Source organism: Salinisphaera sp., from assembly GCF_035690525.1.
GTDB lineage: Bacteria > Pseudomonadota > Gammaproteobacteria > Nevskiales > Salinisphaeraceae > Salinisphaera.
Genome location: NZ_DASSKM010000178.1, coordinates 1 through 20,914 on the forward strand (window position 1 = coordinate 1; position 20,914 = coordinate 20,914).

At 64.2% G+C, this 20,914-nt stretch carries 25 protein-coding genes; 9 read left to right on the forward strand and 16 right to left on the reverse strand.

The features are described from left to right. The coding region (locus VFJ08_RS13480) for an FAD-binding domain-containing protein (protein WP_324997740.1) at positions 1 to 240 on the forward strand (240 nt) is incomplete at its 5' end. Here VFJ08_RS13480 and VFJ08_RS13485 read toward each other — a convergent pair. The 3 genes from VFJ08_RS13485 to VFJ08_RS13495 all read right to left on the reverse strand — a co-directional run bounded on the left by VFJ08_RS13485 (position 237) and on the right by VFJ08_RS13495 (position 2,104). Then, positions 237 to 692: a MarR family transcriptional regulator gene (locus VFJ08_RS13485; protein ID WP_324997741.1), complete on the reverse strand. Its 456-nt coding sequence runs from the start codon at positions 690 to 692 to the stop codon at positions 237 to 239. The genes VFJ08_RS13480 and VFJ08_RS13485 overlap by 4 nt on opposite strands. A gap of 98 nt (positions 693 to 790) precedes the next feature. Continuing rightward, complete coding sequence (locus tag VFJ08_RS13490) at positions 791 to 1,786, reverse strand: LLM class flavin-dependent oxidoreductase (protein ID WP_324997742.1); 996 nt, start codon at positions 1,784 to 1,786, stop codon at positions 791 to 793. 156 nt (positions 1,787 to 1,942) lie between these two features. Beyond that, positions 1,943 to 2,104, reverse strand: coding sequence for a YqaE/Pmp3 family membrane protein (locus VFJ08_RS13495; RefSeq protein WP_324997743.1), 162 nt, complete (start codon positions 2,102 to 2,104; stop codon positions 1,943 to 1,945). 163 nt (positions 2,105 to 2,267) lie between these two features. On the opposite strand from VFJ08_RS13495, the gene VFJ08_RS13500 reads away from it, so the two are divergent. Continuing rightward, complete coding sequence (locus tag VFJ08_RS13500; RefSeq protein ID WP_324997744.1) at positions 2,268 to 2,591, forward strand: hypothetical protein; 324 nt, start codon at positions 2,268 to 2,270, stop codon at positions 2,589 to 2,591. Positions 2,592 to 2,717: 126 nt separating this feature from the next. Here the strand turns inward: VFJ08_RS13500 and VFJ08_RS13505 are convergent, their stop codons facing one another. From VFJ08_RS13505 to VFJ08_RS13525, 5 genes are all read right to left on the reverse strand, one after another. Further along, on the reverse strand, positions 2,718 to 4,001 hold the full coding sequence (locus tag VFJ08_RS13505) for a M23 family metallopeptidase (protein WP_324997745.1): 1,284 nt from the start codon (positions 3,999 to 4,001) through the stop codon (positions 2,718 to 2,720). Between the two features lie 317 nt (positions 4,002 to 4,318). Beyond that, on the reverse strand, positions 4,319 to 5,119 hold the full coding sequence (locus VFJ08_RS13510) for a hypothetical protein (protein WP_324997746.1): 801 nt from the start codon (positions 5,117 to 5,119) through the stop codon (positions 4,319 to 4,321). Positions 5,120 to 5,201: 82 nt separating this feature from the next. Next, positions 5,202 to 6,740, reverse strand: a complete 1,539-nt coding sequence (locus VFJ08_RS13515) for a DHA2 family efflux MFS transporter permease subunit (RefSeq protein WP_324997747.1) — start codon at positions 6,738 to 6,740, stop codon at positions 5,202 to 5,204. Then, a complete protein-coding gene (locus tag VFJ08_RS13520) occupies positions 6,737 to 7,981 on the reverse strand; it encodes an HlyD family efflux transporter periplasmic adaptor subunit (protein WP_324997748.1) in 1,245 nt (414 codons plus the stop codon). The genes VFJ08_RS13515 and VFJ08_RS13520 overlap by 4 nt, the downstream gene beginning before the upstream one ends. 6 nt (positions 7,982 to 7,987) lie before the next feature. Beyond that, positions 7,988 to 9,541, reverse strand: coding sequence for an efflux transporter outer membrane subunit (locus VFJ08_RS13525; RefSeq protein WP_324997749.1), 1,554 nt, complete (start codon positions 9,539 to 9,541; stop codon positions 7,988 to 7,990). Between the two features lie 74 nt (positions 9,542 to 9,615). On the opposite strand from VFJ08_RS13525, the gene VFJ08_RS13530 reads away from it, so the two are divergent. Beyond that, complete coding sequence (locus tag VFJ08_RS13530; RefSeq protein ID WP_324997750.1) at positions 9,616 to 9,807, forward strand: TetR/AcrR family transcriptional regulator C-terminal domain-containing protein; 192 nt, start codon at positions 9,616 to 9,618, stop codon at positions 9,805 to 9,807. Between the two features lie 70 nt (positions 9,808 to 9,877). Then, a complete protein-coding gene (locus VFJ08_RS13535) occupies positions 9,878 to 11,191 on the forward strand; it encodes an SH3 domain-containing protein (RefSeq protein WP_324997751.1) in 1,314 nt (437 codons plus the stop codon). Between the two features lie 249 nt (positions 11,192 to 11,440). Here VFJ08_RS13535 and VFJ08_RS13540 read toward each other — a convergent pair whose 3' ends face one another. The 3 genes from VFJ08_RS13540 to VFJ08_RS13550 form a co-directional block, all read right to left on the reverse strand. Further along, the gene (locus VFJ08_RS13540) at positions 11,441 to 12,136 is read right to left on the reverse strand and encodes an SDR family oxidoreductase (protein ID WP_324997752.1); all 696 of its coding nucleotides are present in this window, start codon (positions 12,134 to 12,136) and stop codon (positions 11,441 to 11,443) included. A 62-nt stretch (positions 12,137 to 12,198) separates the two neighbouring features. Further along, complete coding sequence (locus tag VFJ08_RS13545; protein ID WP_324997753.1) at positions 12,199 to 12,687, reverse strand: peptidylprolyl isomerase; 489 nt, start codon at positions 12,685 to 12,687, stop codon at positions 12,199 to 12,201. Positions 12,688 to 12,884: 197 nt separating this feature from the next. Next, positions 12,885 to 13,310 carry an OsmC family protein gene (locus VFJ08_RS13550; RefSeq protein WP_324997754.1) on the reverse strand — a complete coding sequence of 142 codons (426 nt, stop codon included), beginning with the start codon at positions 13,308 to 13,310 and terminating at the stop codon, positions 12,885 to 12,887. A gap of 201 nt (positions 13,311 to 13,511) precedes the next feature. Between VFJ08_RS13550 and VFJ08_RS13555 the strand changes: the two genes are divergently transcribed. After that, positions 13,512 to 14,867 (forward strand): MFS transporter, encoded by a 1,356-nt coding sequence (locus VFJ08_RS13555; RefSeq protein WP_324997755.1) that lies wholly within the window; start codon positions 13,512 to 13,514, stop codon positions 14,865 to 14,867. A 98-nt stretch (positions 14,868 to 14,965) separates the two neighbouring features. On the opposite strand, the gene VFJ08_RS13560 is transcribed toward VFJ08_RS13555, so the two are convergent. Continuing rightward, on the reverse strand, positions 14,966 to 15,166 hold the full coding sequence (locus VFJ08_RS13560) for a hypothetical protein (RefSeq protein WP_324997756.1): 201 nt from the start codon (positions 15,164 to 15,166) through the stop codon (positions 14,966 to 14,968). A 161-nt stretch (positions 15,167 to 15,327) separates the two neighbouring features. On the opposite strand from VFJ08_RS13560, the gene VFJ08_RS13565 reads away from it, so the two are divergent. Genes VFJ08_RS13565 through VFJ08_RS13575 form a run of 3 tightly spaced genes read left to right on the forward strand, consistent with a single transcriptional unit; the run spans position 15,328 to position 17,725 of the window. Beyond that, on the forward strand, positions 15,328 to 16,536 hold the full coding sequence (locus VFJ08_RS13565) for a CoA transferase (RefSeq protein ID WP_324997757.1): 1,209 nt from the start codon (positions 15,328 to 15,330) through the stop codon (positions 16,534 to 16,536). Then, a complete protein-coding gene (locus VFJ08_RS13570; RefSeq protein ID WP_324997758.1) occupies positions 16,533 to 17,252 on the forward strand; it encodes a glutathione S-transferase family protein in 720 nt (239 codons plus the stop codon). The genes VFJ08_RS13565 and VFJ08_RS13570 overlap by 4 nt, the downstream gene beginning before the upstream one ends. A 47-nt stretch (positions 17,253 to 17,299) precedes the next feature. Next, the gene (locus VFJ08_RS13575) at positions 17,300 to 17,725 is read left to right on the forward strand and encodes a hypothetical protein (protein WP_324997759.1); all 426 of its coding nucleotides are present in this window, start codon (positions 17,300 to 17,302) and stop codon (positions 17,723 to 17,725) included. Between the two features lie 51 nt (positions 17,726 to 17,776). Here VFJ08_RS13575 and VFJ08_RS13580 read toward each other — a convergent pair whose 3' ends face one another. Next, the gene (locus VFJ08_RS13580) at positions 17,777 to 19,012 is read right to left on the reverse strand and encodes a sensor histidine kinase (RefSeq protein ID WP_324997760.1); all 1,236 of its coding nucleotides are present in this window, start codon (positions 19,010 to 19,012) and stop codon (positions 17,777 to 17,779) included. Positions 19,013 to 19,126: 114 nt separating this feature from the next. Here VFJ08_RS13580 and VFJ08_RS13585 point away from each other — a divergent pair, with 114 nt between their 5' ends. After that, positions 19,127 to 19,756, forward strand: coding sequence for a response regulator transcription factor (locus VFJ08_RS13585; RefSeq protein ID WP_324997761.1), 630 nt, complete (start codon positions 19,127 to 19,129; stop codon positions 19,754 to 19,756). Positions 19,757 to 19,842: 86 nt separating this feature from the next. Here VFJ08_RS13585 and VFJ08_RS13590 read toward each other — a convergent pair whose 3' ends face one another. The 3 genes from VFJ08_RS13590 to VFJ08_RS13600 form a co-directional block, all read right to left on the reverse strand. Continuing rightward, entirely contained in the window at positions 19,843 to 20,019 is a 177-nt protein-coding gene (locus VFJ08_RS13590; RefSeq protein ID WP_324997762.1) for a DUF1328 domain-containing protein, read from the reverse strand. Between the two features lie 169 nt (positions 20,020 to 20,188). Further along, positions 20,189 to 20,626, reverse strand: a complete 438-nt coding sequence (locus tag VFJ08_RS13595) for a host attachment protein (protein ID WP_324997763.1) — start codon at positions 20,624 to 20,626, stop codon at positions 20,189 to 20,191. A 41-nt stretch (positions 20,627 to 20,667) separates the two neighbouring features. Continuing rightward, complete coding sequence (locus tag VFJ08_RS13600) at positions 20,668 to 20,865, reverse strand: CsbD family protein (protein ID WP_324997764.1); 198 nt, start codon at positions 20,863 to 20,865, stop codon at positions 20,668 to 20,670. Positions 20,866 to 20,914 lie beyond the last annotated feature (49 nt).

A 20,914-nucleotide genomic window follows, 5' to 3' on the forward strand; every position in this document is an offset into this window, starting at 1 on the left:
AACATCGCCGGCGTGGGCACGGATAAGCGCGACCACGGCTTCGACGTGCTGGCTCAGGCGCTGTGCTACGACCGCGATGCTGAATACGTCAGCCGTTGGCTGCCGGAACTCGAAGCACTGCCGCGAACGCTGCGGCACACGCCGTGGCTGGCCGATGCCGATGCGCTGGCCGCCACCGGTTATCCATGCATCGCGCGCGCACCGTCGTGCCGGCAGGCGCCGGCGCAAATTAGTGTCTAGTTCTTTTCCAAGCGCTCGATCAGGTTCACTACCCGGTTCTGGAGATCGCGCGATTCCTCGCGTGTCAGCTCCATGCGGCAGAGCATATCGGCCTGGATATGCCGGGCCTCGGACTTGAGCGCCCGACCGCGCTCGGTCAGATGAATGAGCACGCGTCGTTCATCGTTGTTGTCCCGCTGCCGGGTAATGAGGCCGGCCTTTTCCATGCGCTTGAGCAAAGGGGTGAGGGTGCCGCTGTCCAGATACAGCGATTGGCCCAGCTCGCCCACGGAACGGGGTGCGGACTCCCAAAGCACCAGCATCACCAAATACTGGACATAGGTAAGCCCCAGCGGTTCGAGCAAGGGGCGGTAGGCGCGCGTGATTCGATGGGTCGCGGTATACAACGCGAAGCACAATTGCTCGTCGAGCGCGGGAAATTCGATGTCCTCTGGCGCGGATTGGGCGGTCATGGCGAACTCATCCTCAATATATAAGCCTTGGTATTGTGCGCCGTCCGACCCGGCGGCGTCATCTTTATCGGCCGACGGCGCCCGAGATTTGTACCCGCTTACTCGCGTGCCATCGCCTCGGCCACCAATTCGTAGGAGCGAAGTCTCGCCCCGGCGTCGTGGATATTCGATACGATCATCAGTTCGTTCGCGTCGGTGCGCCGGGCCATGTCGCGCAATTGTTTTGCCACGGTTTCCGGGGCGCCGATGACATGTCGGGCGCGGTTTTCCCTGACCGCGTTTCGCTCCAGATCGCTGTAGGAATAGGCACGCGCCTCCTCGGGCGAGGGCAGCGGCAGAAATTGGCCGCGGCGCAGGCGAAGCCACATCAGATCGACGGTCGTGGCCAGCGCCTCGGCCTCTTCGTCGGTGGGCGCACAGATGACCGATACGCCCAGAATGATGTGGGGTTCGGTAAAGCGTTCGGACGGCGCGAACGCATAACGATAGCGTTCCAGCGCCGGCTCGGGCGGCATCGGACTGAAGTGGCTGGCGAAGCTGTAGCCGTAGCCGGCCGCACCCGCCATTTCCGCGCTGGCGCCGGAGGAGCCCAGAATCCAGATCGGTGGCATCGGCGCGTCCTCGGGCACGACCTTGACGCCGGCATATGGATGATCGGCCGGGTAACGGTCCTCGGCCAGCGACAGCATTTCGTCGAGCATCTCCGCGAAGTGCTCGCCGGAGCCGGCGTGCAGGGCGCGATTGGCGCGCATGTCCGAACCCGGGGCGCGCCCGAGTCCCAGATCCACGCGCCCCGGATACAGGGCTTCAAGGGTACGAAAATGTTCGGCGACGCGCATCGGCGCGTGGTTGGGCAGCATGATGCCGCCCGAGCCGATGCGGATGCGATCGGTCAGCGCGCCGATCCGGGAAAGCAGCACTTCGGGCGACGAACTGGCGATCGCCGGCATGCTGTGATGTTCGGATATCCAGTAGCGGGTGTAACCGCAGGCTTCGGCCAGGCGGGCGAGATCGATACTGTTACGAACCGCCTGCGAGGCCGCGGTGCCGCTGGGCACCGGTACAAGGTCGAGTACGGAAAGATCGGGTGGCATGTCGAACCGTCGTATCGTGAACGTGTATGCAACAGGATTGGGGCAGTGACAGCGATTTCACGGGGTCGCTCGGCATGGACGGCATGGCGCGTCGCGGCCGCGGGCCCGTGCCGCCGGTTCGCCCGGCGGCACGGGCCCGGGTTGCGTCAATTGCGTTCAGTCGCGCGTGGCGATGATATACACCGCGTGGATGATACCCGGGATATAACCGAAGATCGTCAGCAGAATATTGATCCAGAACTGCAGGCCGAACCCGACTTGCAGAAACACGCCGACCGGCGGCAACAGGATCGCCAACAGGATTCGAATCAGGTCCATCGTGGGCTCCGTTAAAGCATTCAAATTGGCTGACAAACACTGTGGCCGAGTCCGACGCGACAAACAATGAACAGACGGCCAACATCTATGTTTATTTTGTTCAGTTTTTATTAAACGAAAACATGTACACTTGGCCCCACGCTAGAAAAGACAGGGTAAAAACATGCGTAACAAGAAGATCGTTTCCTTGGTCGCGGCGCTCATGCTGAGCGGCGGCAGTTCGGTGGCGATGGCCAACGACACGCTCAACTCGGCGTTGGGCGGCGGCCTGGGCGGGGCTATCGGCGCCATGATCGGCGGCTCGATGGGCGGCCAGACCGGCGCCGTGATCGGCGGTGGTCTCGGGGGCGCCGGCGGCGCCGTGTTGGCCGACATATATAACGATGACGATGACGACCGCTATCGCGGCGACTGGGATCATCGCCGCGATGTACGCTACGGCCACCATGACAACGGTTGGCATCGCGGCTGGTATCACGACGACTGAGACTGACGCCACCGTTAAATCGGCCGTAACGCCACGGGCGGTTTACGACCTGCAACGAAAGCCGCGCGGTTTCCAGCGCGGCTTTCTTTTGTCACGAGCCGCGGCCAGGCGTCGCGGCCCGCTGGATCAGGCGTTGGTTGGATGTTGGTGGTGCACCACACAAAAGATATTGCCGAGGCTGTGCTGGCGGGCTGCGCCGACCGGGTCGAGCGCGAGCGTGGCGTTGAGCGAAACCGCCCGCGTGCAGCTGTCGTTATCGGCCGGCGTTGAAGCCGTCTTGGCTAGCAGCGTGGTCGGCGCCGGCGACAGCTTGGCGATCAGCGGCTGAATCTTGCGGGTATAAGCGGCCAGTTTGTCGTGCGGCAGCGAATGGCCCGATGGCAGCTCGACCGTCAACGGATTGTAGGCGACCCCGTCGCGACGGATCTCGAAATGCAGATGCGGGCCGGTGGCTTCGCCCGATTCGCCGACGTAGCCGATCACTTCGCCCTTGGTCACGTGCTCGCCGACGTCCAGATTCGAACGGATCTTGTGCATATGGGCATAGCGCGTGCTGTAGCCGTCGAAGTTCTTCAACTCGACGATGCGACCGTAGCCGTGCATCCAACCCGCATACTTCACCGTGCCCTCGGCCGCGGCATGAATCGGCGTGCCCATCGGGGCGGCCATATCCACACCCTCGTGCGGGCGCACGGTATGCGTGACCGGATTGAGCCGATGCAGATTGAAGCGGCTGCTGATCCGGGTGTAAGCGACCGGTTTGCGCGTGAACGCCGGCATATAAGAGTTGCCCGCGGTATCGAAGTAACCGAAGTCGCCGTCCGCGTCCTTGGCACGAAAGGCCTTGTAGTTATGGTGGTTGGTGGTAATGCTCGCGGCCAGTATCGGACCGCTCGAGATCTGTCGGCCGTCGCTGTACGTGGCGCGATAGATGACCGAAAACCGATCGCCCGGATGCAGATGGCGCAGGTTGTGGCGATAACGGTAGATATGGGCCATTTGATCGGCGATGCGCGCCGGCACGCCGTTCGCGATCAACGAATGCGACAGCGATTCGCCCACCGTCCCGGTGGCGGTGATCTCGCGGGTCTGCGTGGCCCGCTTTTCGATCTTGGCCCGAAGTTTCGAGCCTTCACGGTTCACGTGCAGGGTTTTGATCGGGCCGAGCCGGTAACGCAGTTCGGCGAGCTTGCCGGCCGGCGTCTTGCGGATGTTCAGCGTATCGCCGGGGTGAATATGACGCAAAGCGTCAGTCGAGGTGTCGAGATTGAGCAGCGCCCGCCACTGCGATGCGCCCAGCCCCGCGCGCGCGAACACGCCGGATAAAGTGTCGCCCGAGTGCACCGTGAGTTGTTGCCAGGGCGTAATCTGCGAGGTGGTGGTCGGGCCCAAAGCCTCGGTGGCCTGCATCCGGGCTGCGTCGAGCGGCTGGATTTTACGTTCGGCTCGCTTGCTCGATTTGCTTGAAGCGCGTAGCCCGGTGCTTTCGGATTTCGCGGGCGCCGCCTGAACGCCGCCGCAAAAACATAAACTTACACCGAGCGCGCCGGCGGCGCCGGCACGTAACACGCGCTTTTGCATTCCCAACCCTCTATGCCGAGACCAACCCGATGGCTTGCCGCCCGACGCTTACATGATGTCGAAAAACCAAACTCTTATGACCGGCCCCGGCCGGTAAAGTTTCTTGATCGTCGTATTTCGTGGCGGCGCGCCCGGTCCAGCCCGATCTAGATGCCGTGTGGCGCGATCCAGCCCACCAAAGCAATAACCGCGCCACCCAGGGCGAAGGCCAGCCAGTCCACGGCGTCGAGCGAACCGGCTCTTGCGCTCGACGCGAAGAATGCCAGGGCGACGAACAAGAACAGTCCGGCGGCCGCACCGAAGATCAGGCCGGCCGGCAAGGCCACGACCGCCGGCATCATTGCAGTACACAGCGCGCCGAGTCCAGTCCCCAAAGCCGGCAGTACGACTAAAATCCGGCGTGACCGCGAGCGCGCGAGGCGGCGCGCGAGCGCGTATCCGGCCGGTGCTTTGTGGGCGAGAATGGCCAACCCCGCGCCCCAGCCGAGCGCCGGGATCAGGGTATAGAGCGCGCCCAGCACCACGCCGTCGCAGATCGAATGCAGCGTCAGCGCGCCGAGCATGGCCCGGCCGCCACGGCCCGATGCGGTGATCTGCAGCGCCAGGCCGACGCCGAGCCCGAGAAGCAAACCGAGGGCGCCGGCCCCGGCGTGTTCGATCAGGGCGTGTGGCACCACCAAGACCAGCGCCGCGGCGAGCATCGCACCGGCGGCGGCGCCGTCCACGCGGGTTATCAAGCGGGCCGGGTGTGGAATCGCGCTGACCAGCGCGCCGATTAGAAAAGCCACGGCGCTGAACACGGTCAGCGTGACCAGTATCCATAATCCATCGTAGCCGCCGGCGAGCACCAGCGCCGCCCAGGCCAGTATCGACGCGAGGCACAAGCCGGGCATATCGAGCACGGCCGCCGCGACGGGGGCGGGGAAGATCGACGGATGACGCGCCACGGAACCGACACCGGCTGTAAGGGTGTTATAAAGTAACACATTCGCCGGCGCGCCGTGCGCGAACTTGGCTAGGCGCAGACTTCTAGGGCGCGTTCGGCCTCGAGAACCAGATCAGCACGGTCAGGCCGAGAAAGACCCAGCCGGCCAGGGTGTACATCTCGTTGAGCCCGAGCATGAACGATTGTTGTTTGATCACGCCCGCCATCGCGCCGTAGGCCTGATCCTGGCTCACCCCGGCGGCCCGAGCCTGCGCGAGCCAGTGCACGGTCGCCGGGTCGGCGAGCGCGGTGTGCGACGACAGCACATGGTCGTGAAACGCCTCGCGCCGATCCCAGAGCGTTTGCGACAGCGAAGTGCCGATCGCCAGCGCGATCAGCCGCATGAAATTGAACAGCCCCGAGGCGCTGGCGATTTTGTCGCGCGGCAGACCGGTCAACGACAGCGTGATCAACGGGATGAAGAAGCAGGCCAGCCCGATGCCCCAGGGCAGGCGCGTCAGAAACAGGCGCTGAAAGCTGATGTCGGTATTGGCGTCGGCCTTGACGAACGACAACACCGCGAACAACAGCATCCCGAAGGTCACGATCAAGCGCAGATCGATCTTGTCGGTCAGGCGGCCGACGATGGGCGAGAAGATCACGCCGAGCACGCCCAGCGAAGCGGTCGTGATGCCGGCCCAGGTCGGGGTATAACCCTGGACGTTCTGAAGCCACAGCGGCAGCAGCACGACGCCGGCGAAATAGGTCATGAAGCCGAAGGTCACGCCGAGCGTGGCGACCGTGAAATTGCGCCGCGCGAACAGGCGCAGATCGACCACCGGATTATCGTCGGTGAGTTCCCAGACGATCCAGAACGACAGGAACACGGTCGCCACCACGGCCAGCGTCGTGATCATCGGCGACTGGAACCAACCGTCTTCGTTGCCCTTGTCGAGCATGATCTGCAGGGCGCCGACGCCGATCGTCAGCAGCACCAGACCGACGACATCCAACGACAGCTTCGCGGTTTCGGTCTCGCGCTCGCGCAAGACGGTCCAGGTCACCAGCGCGGAAAAGATGCCGACCGGCACGTTGATATAGAAGATCCACGACCAGCTGATATTGTCGGTGATCCAGCCGCCGAGAATCGGCCCGGCGATGGGCCCGACCACCGCGGTCATGCCCCAGATGCCGTTGGCGAAACCGCGCTTTTCCGGCGGATAGTTGGCCAGCAGCAGGCTCTGCGACAAGGGGATCATCGGCCCGGCCACCAGGCCCTGGAGGGCGCGCATGGCGAGCAGGAAATAAAAGCTCGGCGCGATGCCGCAGGCGAACGAGGCCATCGTGAACAGCGCGGTGCAGATCACGAACAGCTTGACCTCGCCGACCCGCCGGGCAAGCCACCCGGAGACCGGCACGGCAATGGCGTTGGCGACCGCGAAGGAGGTGATCACCCACGTGCCCTGGCTGGAGGAGACCGCGAGATTGCCCGCGATGGTGGGGATCGATACGTTCGCGATCGATATATCCAGCACGTTCATGAACACCGCGAGCGCCAGGCTCAGGGTGACCATGACCCGGGCGCCGGTAGGCAGCGGTGCGGGCGTGTCGGCCCCGGGGCCGGCCCCGGCGGCCGCGCTCATGAGCCGGCCGCGGAGCCTGTGGCGCTAGCGGCCGGGAGCTTGTCGTTGTTCGGGCCGTTGTTTGGGCCGTCGTTCGCGTCGACGATCTTGCCGATCAGCCGGTCCGCGCCCGCCAAGCGTTGTCGATAAACCGTGGTGCGGTAGCGCGGCTGCTTTGGCGAACTCTTCGACAGCCGTGGGCCGCTGGTATCGTGCAGGTTCACGGTGACGTTCATCGACAGGCCGAGCCGCAGCGGATAGCGGTCGAGCTTGTGATGCGCGTTGTCGAGCACGATGCGCACCGGCACGCGACGCACGATCTTGATCCAGTTACCGGTCGCGTTCTGCGGCGGCAGCAGTTCGAAGACCGAGCCGGTGCCCGCGCTGATGCCGGCCACGTGGCCGTGATAGGTCACGTCGTTGCCGTAGAAGTCCGAAACCACGGTGGCCGGCTGGCCGATCCGCATGGCCGCCAGCCCGGTTTCCTTGAAATTGGCCTCCACCCAGATTTGATCGGCCGGCACGATCGACAGCATCGGCTTGGACGGATCGACGCGCTGGCCGACCTGTACCTCGCGCTGCGCGACATGGCCGCTCACCGGCGCCGGAATACGGGTGCGGACAAGATCGAGATAAGCGCTGCGCAGTTCGGCTTCGGCCTGCTTGACGCGCGGATGGTCACGCACCGTGGTGCCGTCGGTCCGGGCCGTGAGCTCGGCGAGCTTATGCCGGGCCGCGGCCAGGGCGGCGCGATCTTCGCGATAGGTCGTGCGCGAGCGTTCGAAGGCCTGATGGGTCACGCCGTGCGCCTGGATCAAGTGCTTGTTGCGTCGGTAGTCGCGCCTGGCCTGGGCGAGGCTGCTTTTGCGCTGCTCGATGATCGATTGCTGTTCGTCGACCCGGGCATACAACTGGCGCACCGAACGCACGACCTCGGCAAGCCGGGCCTCGGCGTGGTTCAGCGCGTTGCGGGCATCGGTCGGGTCCAACCGAACCAGGATCTGGCCGGCGTGCACGAAATCGGTGTCGTCGGCCGCGATCGAGACGACCGTGCCGTTGATCTGTGGCGTGAGCTGGATGCGATTGCCCTTGACGTAGGCGTCGTTGGTCTCGGCATAGAACCGGGCAACCGTGAAGTAGTAGATCGCGTAGGCCACGCCGGCGATCACGAAGATCGCCGCCAACCCCAGCAGATACCACTTGCGGCGCCCGGACTTGGGCTTGCCGGCCCGGTCGTCGTCGGGCTTGCTGTCATCGGCCATCGGCGTCTAATTCTTATCGGCGGTGGTGTGATCGGCGCCGGCCGTATCGGCCACCGGCGAATGGCCGGCGCTCGACCAGCCGCCGCCCAGCGCGCGAAACAGGTTCGCGGTATCGCGGTAGCGGGTCACCCGGGCTTTGATGAAAGCCAGCTCGGCGCTCTGGTACTGCGACTGGGCGGTGTACAGATTGACGTAGTCCGCCACGCCGTTTTTCAGTTGGGTGCGTACCGTCTTTAGGTTATTGCGCGCGGCTTCGAGGGCGACCCGCTGGGCTTCCAGCGCGCGGGCATCCGATTCGATCGAGCGCAGGCTGTTCGCCACTTCGCCGAACGCCGCCAGCATGGTGGCCCGGTAATCGGCCAGCGCGGCCACGAACAGATCCTCGGCCCGGCGCTTGGCGGCGCGCAGACGCCCGCCCTCGAACAGCGGCGCGCTCAGCGACGCGCCCAGTGAATACAGGGCGAACGCCGGATCGGCGAGATCCGCAGGGGTCAGCGCCGAACGGCTATAGGAGCCGCCGATGCTGATGTCGGGCAGCAGATTCGCGGTGGCGACGCCGATTCGGGCGCTGGCGGCATGAACCGCGGCGGCCGCGGCCAGAATATCCGGCCGCTGCTTGACCAACTGGCTGGGCAAGCTAACCGGCAGTTCGCGCGGCAGGCGCAGCGCGTCGAGCGTGAAATCGGGATCGTTGAAGGTGCCCGGATTGCTGCCGACCAGCACCGCCAGACGATTGACCGCCAGCGTCTTCTGCTTGCGCAGCGGCTCGAGCGAGGCCCGGGTGCGCGCCAGCTGGGTTTGGATCTGGGTGGCGTCGGCTTCGATGGCCGTGCCGTACTTGATCTGTTTGCGCACGATGTCGAGCGCGTTGGCCTGGCTTTGGGCGATGTCGCGTGTGGTTTCGATCGCGGCGTTGAGTCCGGCCTCGGCGATCGCGGTCGCCACTACGTTGTTGATCAGGGTCACGTAGGTATCGATCACCTGATACCGCTGCTCGTCGAGTTGCGCGTTGCTGGCCTCGATCATGCGCCGGGTCTTGCCGAACAGGTCGAGATCGTAGCTCGCGGTGGCCTGGGTCTGATACAGATTGAACACATTGGTGAACGACGGCTGGATGATGCCGAACTGGGCGCCGGTCACGCGGTTGCGCGAGTAGCCGCCGTTGACGCCGATGCGCGGATAGAGCGCGCCCTCGTTCTCGTTGACCACCTCGCGCGCGGCGTCGATCCGGGCGCGGCCGGCGGCCAGCGTCGGGCTGTCCTTGATGGCGCGGCCGATCAATGCGTCGAGCTTGTCGGAGCCGAACACCTGGTACCAGTCCGCGCGGACTTTGGCCGCGCGATCGAAAGCCTGCTTGGGAATCGCCTCGCGACCGCCGGCGCTATCGACGGACTGGTCGCCGCTGGTCGACTCGTTGATATCGTAGGCCGTGTTCGGCGGCTTGGCCGGCGGCTGGTAGTCCGGGCCCACGGTGCAGCCGGTAATGAGCGCGGCCAGCGTGAACGCAGCCGCCAGCGCGGCACGGCGCGCCGGCGAGCGTGAAGAGAGTGCGGTTCGCATGAAGACCCGATTCGGTGGAACCCAGGTTGAACTGTAGGGTTCAGTTCAGGCGCGCTAATTTAGTCGCCGGCGAGATGGCTGTCAAATACACATACCGCCGCGCGGCCGACCGGTTTCCGAGCCTGCTGCGCGGGGATCCGCACACCCGTATTCTGCTCGGCCACGCGCCCGGCGCCGACCAGCGCGACCCGGCGATCGCCGAGGCCGTGGCCACGTTCGTTGCGCGCTACCGCGCCCGTGCCGATAACGCCGATCGCGCGGATTGAGCCGCCCATCGGGGTCGCGTTCGACCGGCGGCGGGGTTAGGCTTGTTGCCTCTTTTCGCAAGGATCGCCCATGAGCGCGAGAGCCGGCCTTCGGCTTGCCATTCTTGTCGCCGCCAGCCTGGTGGCCGCGCCGTTGACCGCGGCGGCGGCCGGCGATGCCCCGAGCGCCGAACGCGCGCAGCAAATCCTGGAACAGAACCGGGCGCTGGCCAAGAGCGGAGACGCCGCGGCCCAGTACAACATGGGCGTGCTCTACGACCGGGGCTATGGTGTCGAGCGTGATTACGACAAAGCACGGCAATGGTATAAAAAGGCGGCGGCGCAGCATTATCCGCGCGCCGAGCACAACCTGGGCATCATGTATAAAGCCGGCAAAGGTGTGCCGCGCGATTTCGGCAAGGCGGCCCAATGGTTTCGCCGCGGCGCCGACGATGGTCTGGCCGCGTCGCAGAACAATTTGGCCGTGCTCTACATGGAAGGCAAGGGCGTACCGCGGAATACCGGCAAGGCCGCCTTCTGGGCGGCCCGGGCGGCGGCCGGCGGCAACAGTGCGGCGATCGACAACCTGCCGCGTATCACCGCCGATCTGCCGCGTATTCATGTCGACGCCGACGATGTAAACGTGCACGACCAGCCCAATCGCGAGGCGCGCGTGGTGGGCCATGCCGACAGCGACGCCGTGGCCGTCGTGCTCGCGCGTCGTGACGACTGGACACAGATTCTTCTGCCCGACAACTACACCGTGGGCTGGGCCGCCAATTTCCTGCTTTCGAGCAGCCAGGCGCCACTGGCCGGCGACACAGAACAACCGAGCCGGCCCGCCTCGGATCGTCCGGCGACGACCAAGCGCGAACCGGAACACGGGCCGGACGATAAGCCGGACGCGGCGACGCAATCTCCTGTGGCGGCAAAAGCGAAGCAAACACCGCCGCCGGCCGGGGACGACTCGAGTTCGAAGGTGGGCGTCGAACGCGAAAAACCGTCCGACCCGGCTGCGCCCCCCGAACAACCGCGCGGCCGTGCGCCGGAAAAAAACGCGCCGCCGCCGCTGTTCGAGTTCGAGGACGAGTCGGACCGCCCCGATCGGCGCGCGGCGAACGACAACGGCAGTGGATTGGAACCGCAATCGGGTGGCCGCGATCAGAAAACGGCCGACCAAACCAAGCCTGCGGCGACCGAGCCGAAGCCGGCCGCGGCCACCCATGCCGCGGTCGGCGTCGATGCGATCAACGTCCGCGCCCGGGCGTCCCGTAGCGGGCGGGTTATCGGCCAACTGCATCGCGGCGATCGCGTCGAGTTGCTGGATGAGCGAAACGGCTGGCGTTATGTCCGGGCCTCCGGCGGCATGAAAGGCTGGGTGGCCGGCTATCTGCTGGTCAAATAATGTTTGTTACATCAATAAACACATGAATTCGCGTAGGTCGGATTAGGCGTTAGCCGTAATCCGACAGAATACGACTGCCAATATATCCCCGCTTGGCGTCGGATTACGCGCTGCGCGCTAATCCGACCTACGCGTAAAATATTGTTCTAAAAATTTTTACACGTTTATTTTGGCCTTATACCGTCTTCGAGCAGCAACAAAAAAGCCGCCTTCGTCAAAGGCGGCTGTCGTTTGTCTCGCGTACCGGCGTTACGCTTCGTCGAGCGGCGGGGTCGGACGAACGAGGATTTCGTTGACGTCGACGTGCGCCGGCTGGGATAGCGCATACATGACCGACGCCGCGATATCGCGGTCGGCCAGCGCGTGCTCCGGCTTTTGGTCGAAGAACGGCGTATCGACCATGCCCGGCTCGATCAGCGTGGTGCGTACGCCGGTGCCGCGCAGTTCCTCGCGTACCCCGTAACCGATCGCCGAGACCGCCCACTTGGTGGCGCTGTACATCGACCCCGGGATGGTCGCCCGGCCGGCCGCCGATCCCGTAATCAACAGATGGCCGCGGCTGGCCTTGAGCGCCTCGGCGGTGCACTGAATCGTCAGCCCGACGCCGTAGACGTTGGTCAGGATCATGTCCTTCCAGACTTCGGTGTCGGCGCCGGTGAAACCGCCCGGCTTGCCGCCGATGCCGGCGTTGGCGAATACCGCGTCGATCTTTCCGAAATGGCCGAGTGCGGTCTCGACCATGGTTTGCTGCGATGTCTTATCGGTGACATCGCAAGCAATGGCGATCGCCTGCGATTCGCCGCCGAGTTCTTCGACCAGATCGTCGAGCCTCGACGCCGTGCGCGCGGCCAGCGCGACACGCCAGCCGTCGGCCACCGCGGCTCGGGCCGTGGCCGCGCCGATGCCGGTCGAGCCTCCGGTGATCAATAAGATCGGTTCACTCATGTCGCCTCCCCGGTATCGATGCCACGGCTGATCCGTGGCGGCCGATTAGATGGCAACAGGCCCTAGCCCTGGCCTTCGGCGTGGTCACTGTCGTCGTGCACGTGGCCGTGTTCGAGCTCGGCATCGGTGCCGGGGCGGATCCCCGCGACGCTGACCGTGAAGTCGAGCTTCTGACCCGCAAGCACGTGGTTGCCGTCGACCGTGACTTGGTCGCCCGCGACTTCCTTGATCGTCACGATCATGGGCCCGGCGTCGGACTCGGCGCGAAAGCTCATGCCCGGGGCGAGTTCGTCCACGCCCTGGAACGCTTCGCGATTGACCGTCTGAACGAGTTCCTCGCGATAAGGGCCGTAACCTTCATCGGGCTCGACCGTCGCGCGTACTTCGTCGCCTTCGGCGTGGCCTTCGATCGCTTTTTCCAAACCCGGCACGATATTTTCGTGGCCGTGGAGATAGGACAACGGCTGCTCTTCCGACTGATCGATGATTTCGCCCTCGGTATCGCGCAGGACGTAGTGAATGCTGACGACGTTGTCGCGCTGCGCTTGCATATTGGCCTCTTTGTGTTGGCGTGCTTATTCGTGAGCCGTCAAAGATTGCGACGATCGTCCAAAAATACAATGGTCCGAAAATACAATGGTCGCTCGCCCATCGATCGCCGCGTCTTGGCCGGCGGCGGCGTAATCATGAAAAGGCCGGACTGAACCCCGGCCTTTCGGATCGCTGTCCCGATGCCCGATGCGGCGAGTCAATCGTCCAGCGTCGCGTCGAGCTCGATCTCGGCGCCCTTGAACAGGCGCGAGACCGGGCAGGCTTCCTTGGCCTTGTCGGCGGTCTGCTTGAACGTTTCTTCGTCCATGCCCGGCACCTTGCCGCGGCAGATCAACTCGATGCGCTCGATGGTCGGGGTGTCGTCGATCGCGAAATGCACCCGGGCCTCGGTCTTGATCGAGTCCGGGGTATGGCCGTCGGCGGCCAGCATCGCCGAGAACTGCATCGAGAAGCAGCCGGCATGGGCCGCGCCGACCAGTTCCTCGGGGTTGGTGCCGGTACCGTCCTCGAAGCGGGTCCGGTAGGAGAACTGGCCTTCGTAGGCGCCGCTTTCCAGCGCCATATCGCCCTTGCCCGATTTCAGATCGCCCTGCCACTGGGCATTCGCCTTGCGTACCGGCATCGATCGCTCCTTTGTTCTTAACCATGTACACAACTGAATTTACGGCGGGTCGTTCGCGAATACAAGATAGGACGATTTAGCCGGCCCGGCCGATCCCCCTCAAGCCGCCGGGTTATCCGTCGTACGGATCATTGTAGTGACCTCGGGATACTGCTAGGTTCGAAAAACGACTCGGCAAAACGGGCCCGGCCCGAATAAACAATGAGCGAGACGACCGACGACAGCTTTTCCGTCGATAGCGACGACGTACAACGGGCGGTGATGGCCGCCGGCATGGGCAACGCGCTGGAATGGTTCGATTTCAGTGTCTATTCCTACATGGCCGCCACCATCGGCGCCGTGTTCTTTCCCACCCACAGCGAATCGGCGTCGCTGCTGGCCGCGTTCGCCGGTTTCGCCGTGGCCTTCATGGTCCGGCCGCTGGGCGGGCTGTTCTTCGGCCCTCTGGGCGACAAGGTGGGCCGCTCGGCGGTGCTCGCCACGACCATCATCCTGATGTCGATCGGCACCTTCGCCATCGGCGTATTGCCGAGCTACGATGCGATCGGGGTCTGGGCCCCGATTCTGCTGGTGGTTGCCCGTCTGGTGCAGGGGTTCTCCACCGGCGGTGAGTACGGTGGCGCGGCGACCTTCATCTGCGAGTACTCGCCGGACAAAAACCGTGGCTTTCTGGCGAGCTTTCTCGAATTCGGCACGCTGGGCGGCTATATCGTCGGCGCGCTGCTGGTGCTGTGCACGCAGCTGATCCTGGGCGAAGCGGCCTTCAACGACTGGGGCTGGCGCATTCCGTTCCTGTTCGCCGCGCCGCTGGGCCTGTTCGGCCTCTATCTTCGGCTCAAGCTCGAGGACAGCCCGGCGTTCGAGGCGGTCAAGGAGCAGGGTGAGGCCAAGGGCTCGCTCGGCGAGGTCGTGTCCAACCATCTGCGCCAGTTGATCCTATGCATGGGGCTGGTGCTGATTCTCAACGTCGCCTACTACGCCATCCTGACCTACCTGCCGTCGTATTTGACCACGGTGCTCAATATCAATGGCATGGAATCGACGCTGCTGCTCGTGGTCACGATGGTGGGCATGATGTGCGTGATCTATCTGTTTGGCGGCTTGTCCGACCGGGTGGGCCGTAAGCCAGTGCTGGTCGGCGCGTGCCTCGGCTTCATTCTATTGTCGTATCCGGCGTTCGCGCTGCTGCAGACCACGGAGGTTTGGGGCATTGTCGCCGGGCTCGTCATTCTCGGTCTGCTGACCGTCTCGCTGTCCGGGACGATGCCGTCGACGTTGCCGGCGATCTTCCCGACCAACGTGCGCTACGGCGGCTTCGCGATCTCCTACAACATCTCCACGGCCTTGTTCGGCGGCACCGCGCCCTATGTCATTCAATGGCTGATCGGCGTGACCGACAACAACTCGGTGCCGGCGTTCTATTTGATGGCCGCGGCCGCGATCGCGCTGATTCCGATCCTGCTGATTCCGGAGACCGCGAGCCGGCCGCTGCCAGGCTCGAAGGCCCAGTATGCGGGCGGGGGCGGTCCGCGCAAGCAACCCGCGCCGGCGGCCTAAACCGACGCCCGCGACGAAAACAGGCCGCCGCTGGAAAACAGCGGCGGCCTGTACTATGCGGCGTTGCCCGGCTTGTCCGGTATCAGCCGAGCGATCGCTCAGTTGTCGGTAGCGTCGTCGATCGCGTCCGAGGCGTCGTCGGCGGCGTCGCTCACGGCGTCCGACGCGTTGTCGGCCGCGTCGTCCATCTTCTGGCCGGCCTTCTCGGCCGGGCCGTCGTCGCTGTCGCAGGCCGCCAGTGCCACCGTTGTCAGGCCGAGGATCGCGGCGATCAGCAATGTCGAGGTTTTCTTGATCACATTTTCTCCTGTGCGTCTTTTGTCTCGCCCGATGCGAAACACGATTGCGCGCGAATTTAACTTGGGTAAGGCTTGACGAGATATGAACGACCGGCGCGGCGTGGCATGAAACCGTAATAACCCTGGTCGCACCAAGCGGCGACAGGTTCTAGACTTGGACCATGAAACAACCGCTCGACGGATATCGCATCTGCGATATGACCGCCATGATCTCCGGACCGTTGGCGACCATGCAACTCGCCGATCAGGGCGCCGACGTGATCAAGATCGAACGCCCCGGCGTGGGCGATTACACGCGTCTGGCCTCCAATCGCCGGGCCGGTATGTCGGCCAGTTTTCTCAACAACAATCGCAACAAGCGCTCGGTCGCGCTCGATCTCAAGCACAAGGGCGGGCTGGCCGCGCTCAAGCGCATCGCGGCGACCTCGGATGTTTTCGTGCAGAACTTCCGGCCCGGCGTGGCCGACCGGATCGGTATTGGCGAACAGGCGGTTCGCGATGTGGCGCCGGACGTCATCTATGTCTCGATCAGCGGTTTCGGCGAGAACGGGCCTTACGCCGCCAAGCCGGTCTACGACCCGCTCGTGCAGGCGCTGTCCGGCCTGGCGAGCATCCAGGGCGGCGCGGACGAGGACCGTCCGCGCTTGGTCCGGACGATTCTGCCCGACAAGCTCACCGGCTACGTCGCCGCCCAGGCGATCACCGCGGCCCTGCTGGCGCGCGCCAACGGCGGGAGCGGGCAGCATATTCGGATCTCCATGCTCGATGCGGTGCTCGATTTTCTCTGGCATTCGGATATGAACAGCCAGACGTTCGTCGGCGACGAAATGGCGCAGTCGCAGGCGGCGAGCTTCATTGATCTGATTTATGCGACCGCGACCGGTTACATCAGCGTGGCCGTGCAAACCGATGCCGAATGGCAGGCGCTGACCGAGGCACTGGAAACGCCGCACTGGCGCGACGACCCGCGTTTCGCCACCGCGGCCGATCGACAAGACCATATCGATGCGCGACTGGAGCTCACCCAGGAACGCCTGCGTGAGGCCAGCGCCGAGCACTGGCTCGACCGGCTGACCGAGCATGGCGTGCCGTGCGCCCCGGTACTCACGCGCAGCGAACTGCTGGACCATGCTCAGATCCGGGCCAACGATAGTCTGTTGGAAACCGGGCACGACGTGGCCGGCCGGCTGCGTCAGACGCGCCCAGCCGCGCGCTTTTCCGGCATCGAAACATCGCCGCCGCGCGGGGCGCCGCCGCTGGGCGCCGATACCCGCGCCGTGCTGGCCGATATCGGTTATCGCGCCGATCATATTCAGGCGCTGATCGACGACGGCGCCGTGGCCACGGACGCAGACGACCAAAGCCGATGATCGATTTCTATTACTGGCCGACGCCCAACGGTTGGAAGATTTCAATTCTGCTGGAGGAATTGGGCATTGCCTATCGGACGATCCCGGTCGATATTAACGCCGGCGACCAGTTCGAGCCGGCGTTCCTCGCGATCTCGCCGAACAACCGGATGCCGGCGATCGTCGATCAGGCGCCGCCGGCCGCCTATGGCGCTGCGCCGGTACCCGTGTTCGAGTCCGCGGCCATCGCGCGATACCTGGCCGCCAAGACCGGCCGGTTCTATGCCGACGATGCGCGCCTGCGCAAGGAGATCGACGAGTGGCTGTTCTGGCAGGTCGGCAACCTGGGGCCGATGGGCGGGCAGATGAGCCATTTCGTCAACTATGCGCCCGGCGATCATCGTTATTCGGAAAAGCGTTACCGGGGCGAGTACCACCGTTGTCTCGGCGTGCTCGAGCGCCGGCTGGACACGCGCGAATATTTGGTCGGCGGACAGTATACGATCGCCGACATTATCAACTGGCCCTGGGTGCTGATCGCCAAGGCGATGGGGCAGCCGCTGGACGAATTTCCGCGCGTGGCGGCCTGGCGCGAGCGCGTCAAGCAGCGCCCGGCGGTCCAGCGCGGCGTGGATCTCGGCAAGCAGTGGCGGGGCGGCGAGCCGAAAAACGAGGCCGCGCGGCGGCGCCTGTTCGAACAAAGCGCGGATACGGCGCGCACGTCTTCGCGCGACTGAGCGCGATCAGTACAATTCCCGCCCCTTGCTCGGGTTAGGATACGGTCATGTTCGCGTTCATCAAGGCGTTTGTCGCCGGTCTCATTGCCATGCTCGGCTGCAACCAGGGATTGCTCTGGCTGCTCGATGACGCCGACATCGCGAATACGACGACCTGGTCGACCCACGGCCTGGTGGGCACCGGTTTGCCGGTCGTGGCCGCGCTCGCGCTCTGGGGCGCGCTCTGGGGGCTGGTGATCTGGCCGTTGGTGCGCAATGCCGAAGCGGCCGGTTATTATGTCGGCGCGATCATCCTCGGCGCCGTACTGGTGACCGGCGTATCGCTGGCGATCGCGCCTTGGGTGGGCGGTGCGTTGTTCGGCGTGGCCCTGGCCGGCTATACCAAGGATATGATCGGCGTCGCGCTGGCGGCCAACGCCGCCTACGGGCTGGGCTTTGCGATTCTAATGCGGCTGTTTCACCCGCCGCGCTGATTGCTCCGGCGGACTCTAAACGGCGAGCGCGGTCGCATTGCCGGCACCCGCTCAGGCCGCGGCGACGAACTCGCGCGGCAGGCGCAGCATGAAACAGGTCGGTCCCGAGCCGTCGCGGCCACGGCTGACCAGATGGAGGTCGCCCCCGTGGCTGCGTGCCAGCGAACGACTTACGCTCAGACCCAAGCCGAGGCCGCTGCCCTTGGTGGTCATGAATGGTGAAAACAGCGCCACGTCCTCGTCGATGCCATCGCCGTTGTCCTCGACGTAGATATCGACCTGCTGGGCGTGGCCGCTGTCCACCCACAGCCTGATGCGGCGCTCGTCGTCGGCGGTCGCGGAACTCGCGAGTGCCTCGACGGCGTTGCCGATCAGATTGCGCAGCACCTGCTGGGTAAAAATCCGATCGATCGGCAGTTCCAGACCGGCCAGATCCTCCGCCTGCGGCCAGTCGAGCGAAATTCGCTCGGCGCGCAGACTTGGCGCGAGCAGTTCGCGCACTTCGCTGAGCATCGGGAACAGCGCCTGCTGATTGATCGTGGGATGGCCCTCGCGCGCGAAATCGCGCAGGTGGCGGATGATGGAAGCGGCTCTTTGAATCTGATATTCAGCGCGCACGAGCAGGTCCGCCTGGTCGCTGTTCTCCTCGCGGGCTATCGATAGCGCGCCGGTCACGAAATTGCGCGCCGAAGTGAGCGGCTGGGCCAGATCATGCGCCAGACCCGTGCCGAGGGAAGCGAACACGCTGATGCGTTCGCGCGTGGCGATCAGGTTTTGAAGCTCGGTCATGTGGTCGCGGCTTTCGACTTCGTCGGTCAGATCGATGGCGAAGCCGGCCAGCCGATATACCTCGCCCGAGTCGTCGCGGACCGGAAAGGCGCGATCGCGGATCCAGCGAATCCCGCCGTCCGGCCGATTGATGCGGAAGACCTCGTCGTAGTCGCCTTCGGCCGCGTCGCGCTTGAAGGCCGTGAGCACCCGCTCGCGGTCGTCATCGTGGACCCAAGCGAGGCGTCGACCCGGGTCTTCGTGAAGGCTGGCACAGGGTTGCCCCCAGATATGTTCGTAGGCGGGACTGATATAAATCAGTTCGTCGCCGAGCGGGTTGGTCATCCAGAACACTTCCTGGATGTGCTCGGCGAGTTCGCGAAAGCATCGGGTTTCGCGTTCGGCGGCCTCGGCACGCGCTTGGCAACTCGCCAGATCGGCGCGCAGCGACCTGATTTGTTCGCGCGCCGTATCCGGGTCGTCAAGCGGTGATGACGGGGTCTCTTGAGCTTTTGACATGGAACCGATCGGTTAAGGGTGGTGAAATGGCCAAGCCGGCCATAAGATATTGCATCTGCGCACGCTTACCGCGGCGGCGCACGAGGGATTGGGGCGGTACAGCCGAGAGACACTATGCGAAACGACTTTGCTATCCATATCGTGGACGATGATCCCGGCGTCCGGGAATCAATGAAAACACTGATACGTGGTTCGAAATATCCGACTTATAGCTACCCCAGCGCCTCGGCTTTTCTGGATCGCTGCGAGTCGGCCACCGGCTGTGTATTGATCGATCTGCGTTTACGGGACATGGACGGCATCGCGTTGCAAAAGGAGCTGATCTCACGTCAGATCGCGCTCGATGTGGTGATGATGAGTGCCTACGGCGATATCGAACACGCGGTCGAGGCGATGCGTCTCGGCGCGGTCGATTTTCTGGAAAAACCGTTCGACCCCGACTACCTCCTCGCGCAGTTGCACGAACTGTCGCAGGCCAGTGACACCAATGAACGGCTCCAGCGCGAGGCGCGTCAGCGGGCTGCCCTCATCGATACGCTCACCCCGCGCGAGAAACAAGTGCTCAGCGGCATCGTCGACGGCCAGGCCAACAAACAGGTCGCGGCCGATCTGCGCATCAGCGCGCGCACCGTGGAAACCCATCGCGTGCATATCATGCAGAAACTTCAGGCCGATTCGCTAGCGCATTTGGTGCGCATCTGGCTTGCCGCCGCGGCCCAGCAGGAGCCCACGCCGGAGCCATGAACTTCGAGTGCAGCAAGCCGAACGGGCCGGCTTGTCAAGGCATAAAAAAGCCGCTGATCGATTGACCAGCGGCTTTTCATGTCGCTCTACAACCTCGGCCCGCGGCCTCTCACCGCATTGGATATCAAGGCTAGGACGAACAGCACGATAAAGATAAAGAACAGGATCTTGGCGATGCCGGCCGCACCGGCGGCGATCCCCCCGAAGCCGAAAACCGCCGCGATAATGGCGATGATGAAAAATACGACAGCCCATCCGAGCATGATTCGTCTCCTTAGTTGCTGCGCTGTGTCCGACCGGTCGGACCGGATTGCCACAATTGCTCGCTTTAAAGTCGGCTAACGACCGGTCGGCGCAATTCTAGTATCGTGCAGAATCATGTACGCGGCATTAACCGCGTGACCGAAACCCCTTCTAAGGGCCGGATTCGGCTCAACCGAGTTGCAAATCCAGATGTTTCTCGATTTCGGAGTCTTTCTGGTTGGTCCAGTCCTTGTCGATCGTCGCGACCACATGCCGGGAGAGCGGGCTGTCGAGATGATCACGCAGCCGACCGAGGAATTGCGGCGCGGCGACCAGTACCAACTCATCGAAGGCATTGTCGTTCAAGCCGGACTTCAATCGGGCCGCGACTTGCTTGGCGAAGATGTCTTCGTGCTTTTCGCTGGTTCGGGTCTGCGGATCGGCCTGATGACGTCCATGGGCGGCCGAATCCTCGACTTCGCCCTTGCCGCCGGTCCGAAGATCGCCTTCATGCTTGCGGCTCTGGTCATGATAAAATGCCTCCACGCGCGCCAGCGAACCGGCATTCTCGCGCGAGAACAGCCGCGCCGCCGCCGCATCGGCGACCACAATCCATTGCTTTGCCATGCAACCTCGCTTTGTCGGTGATGCCGACCAGATGCCGACCATTAGAACTTGCGTTCGAAATCCCGGAGCCTTTCCTCGGCCGATTCTTTCGTGTCGCCGTATCGTTCCTGGATCTTGCCGAGCAGGTTCTCGCGCTTGCCGCGGACTTCCTCGACATCGTCGTCGGTCAGACGGCCCCAGTGCTCGCGCACCGAACCCTTCATACGGCTCCATTGGCCTTCGAACTTGTCGTCGTTCATGACGAAACCTCGGTTTGAAAAATGTATATCGCACCCTAGCAGCGTGCGG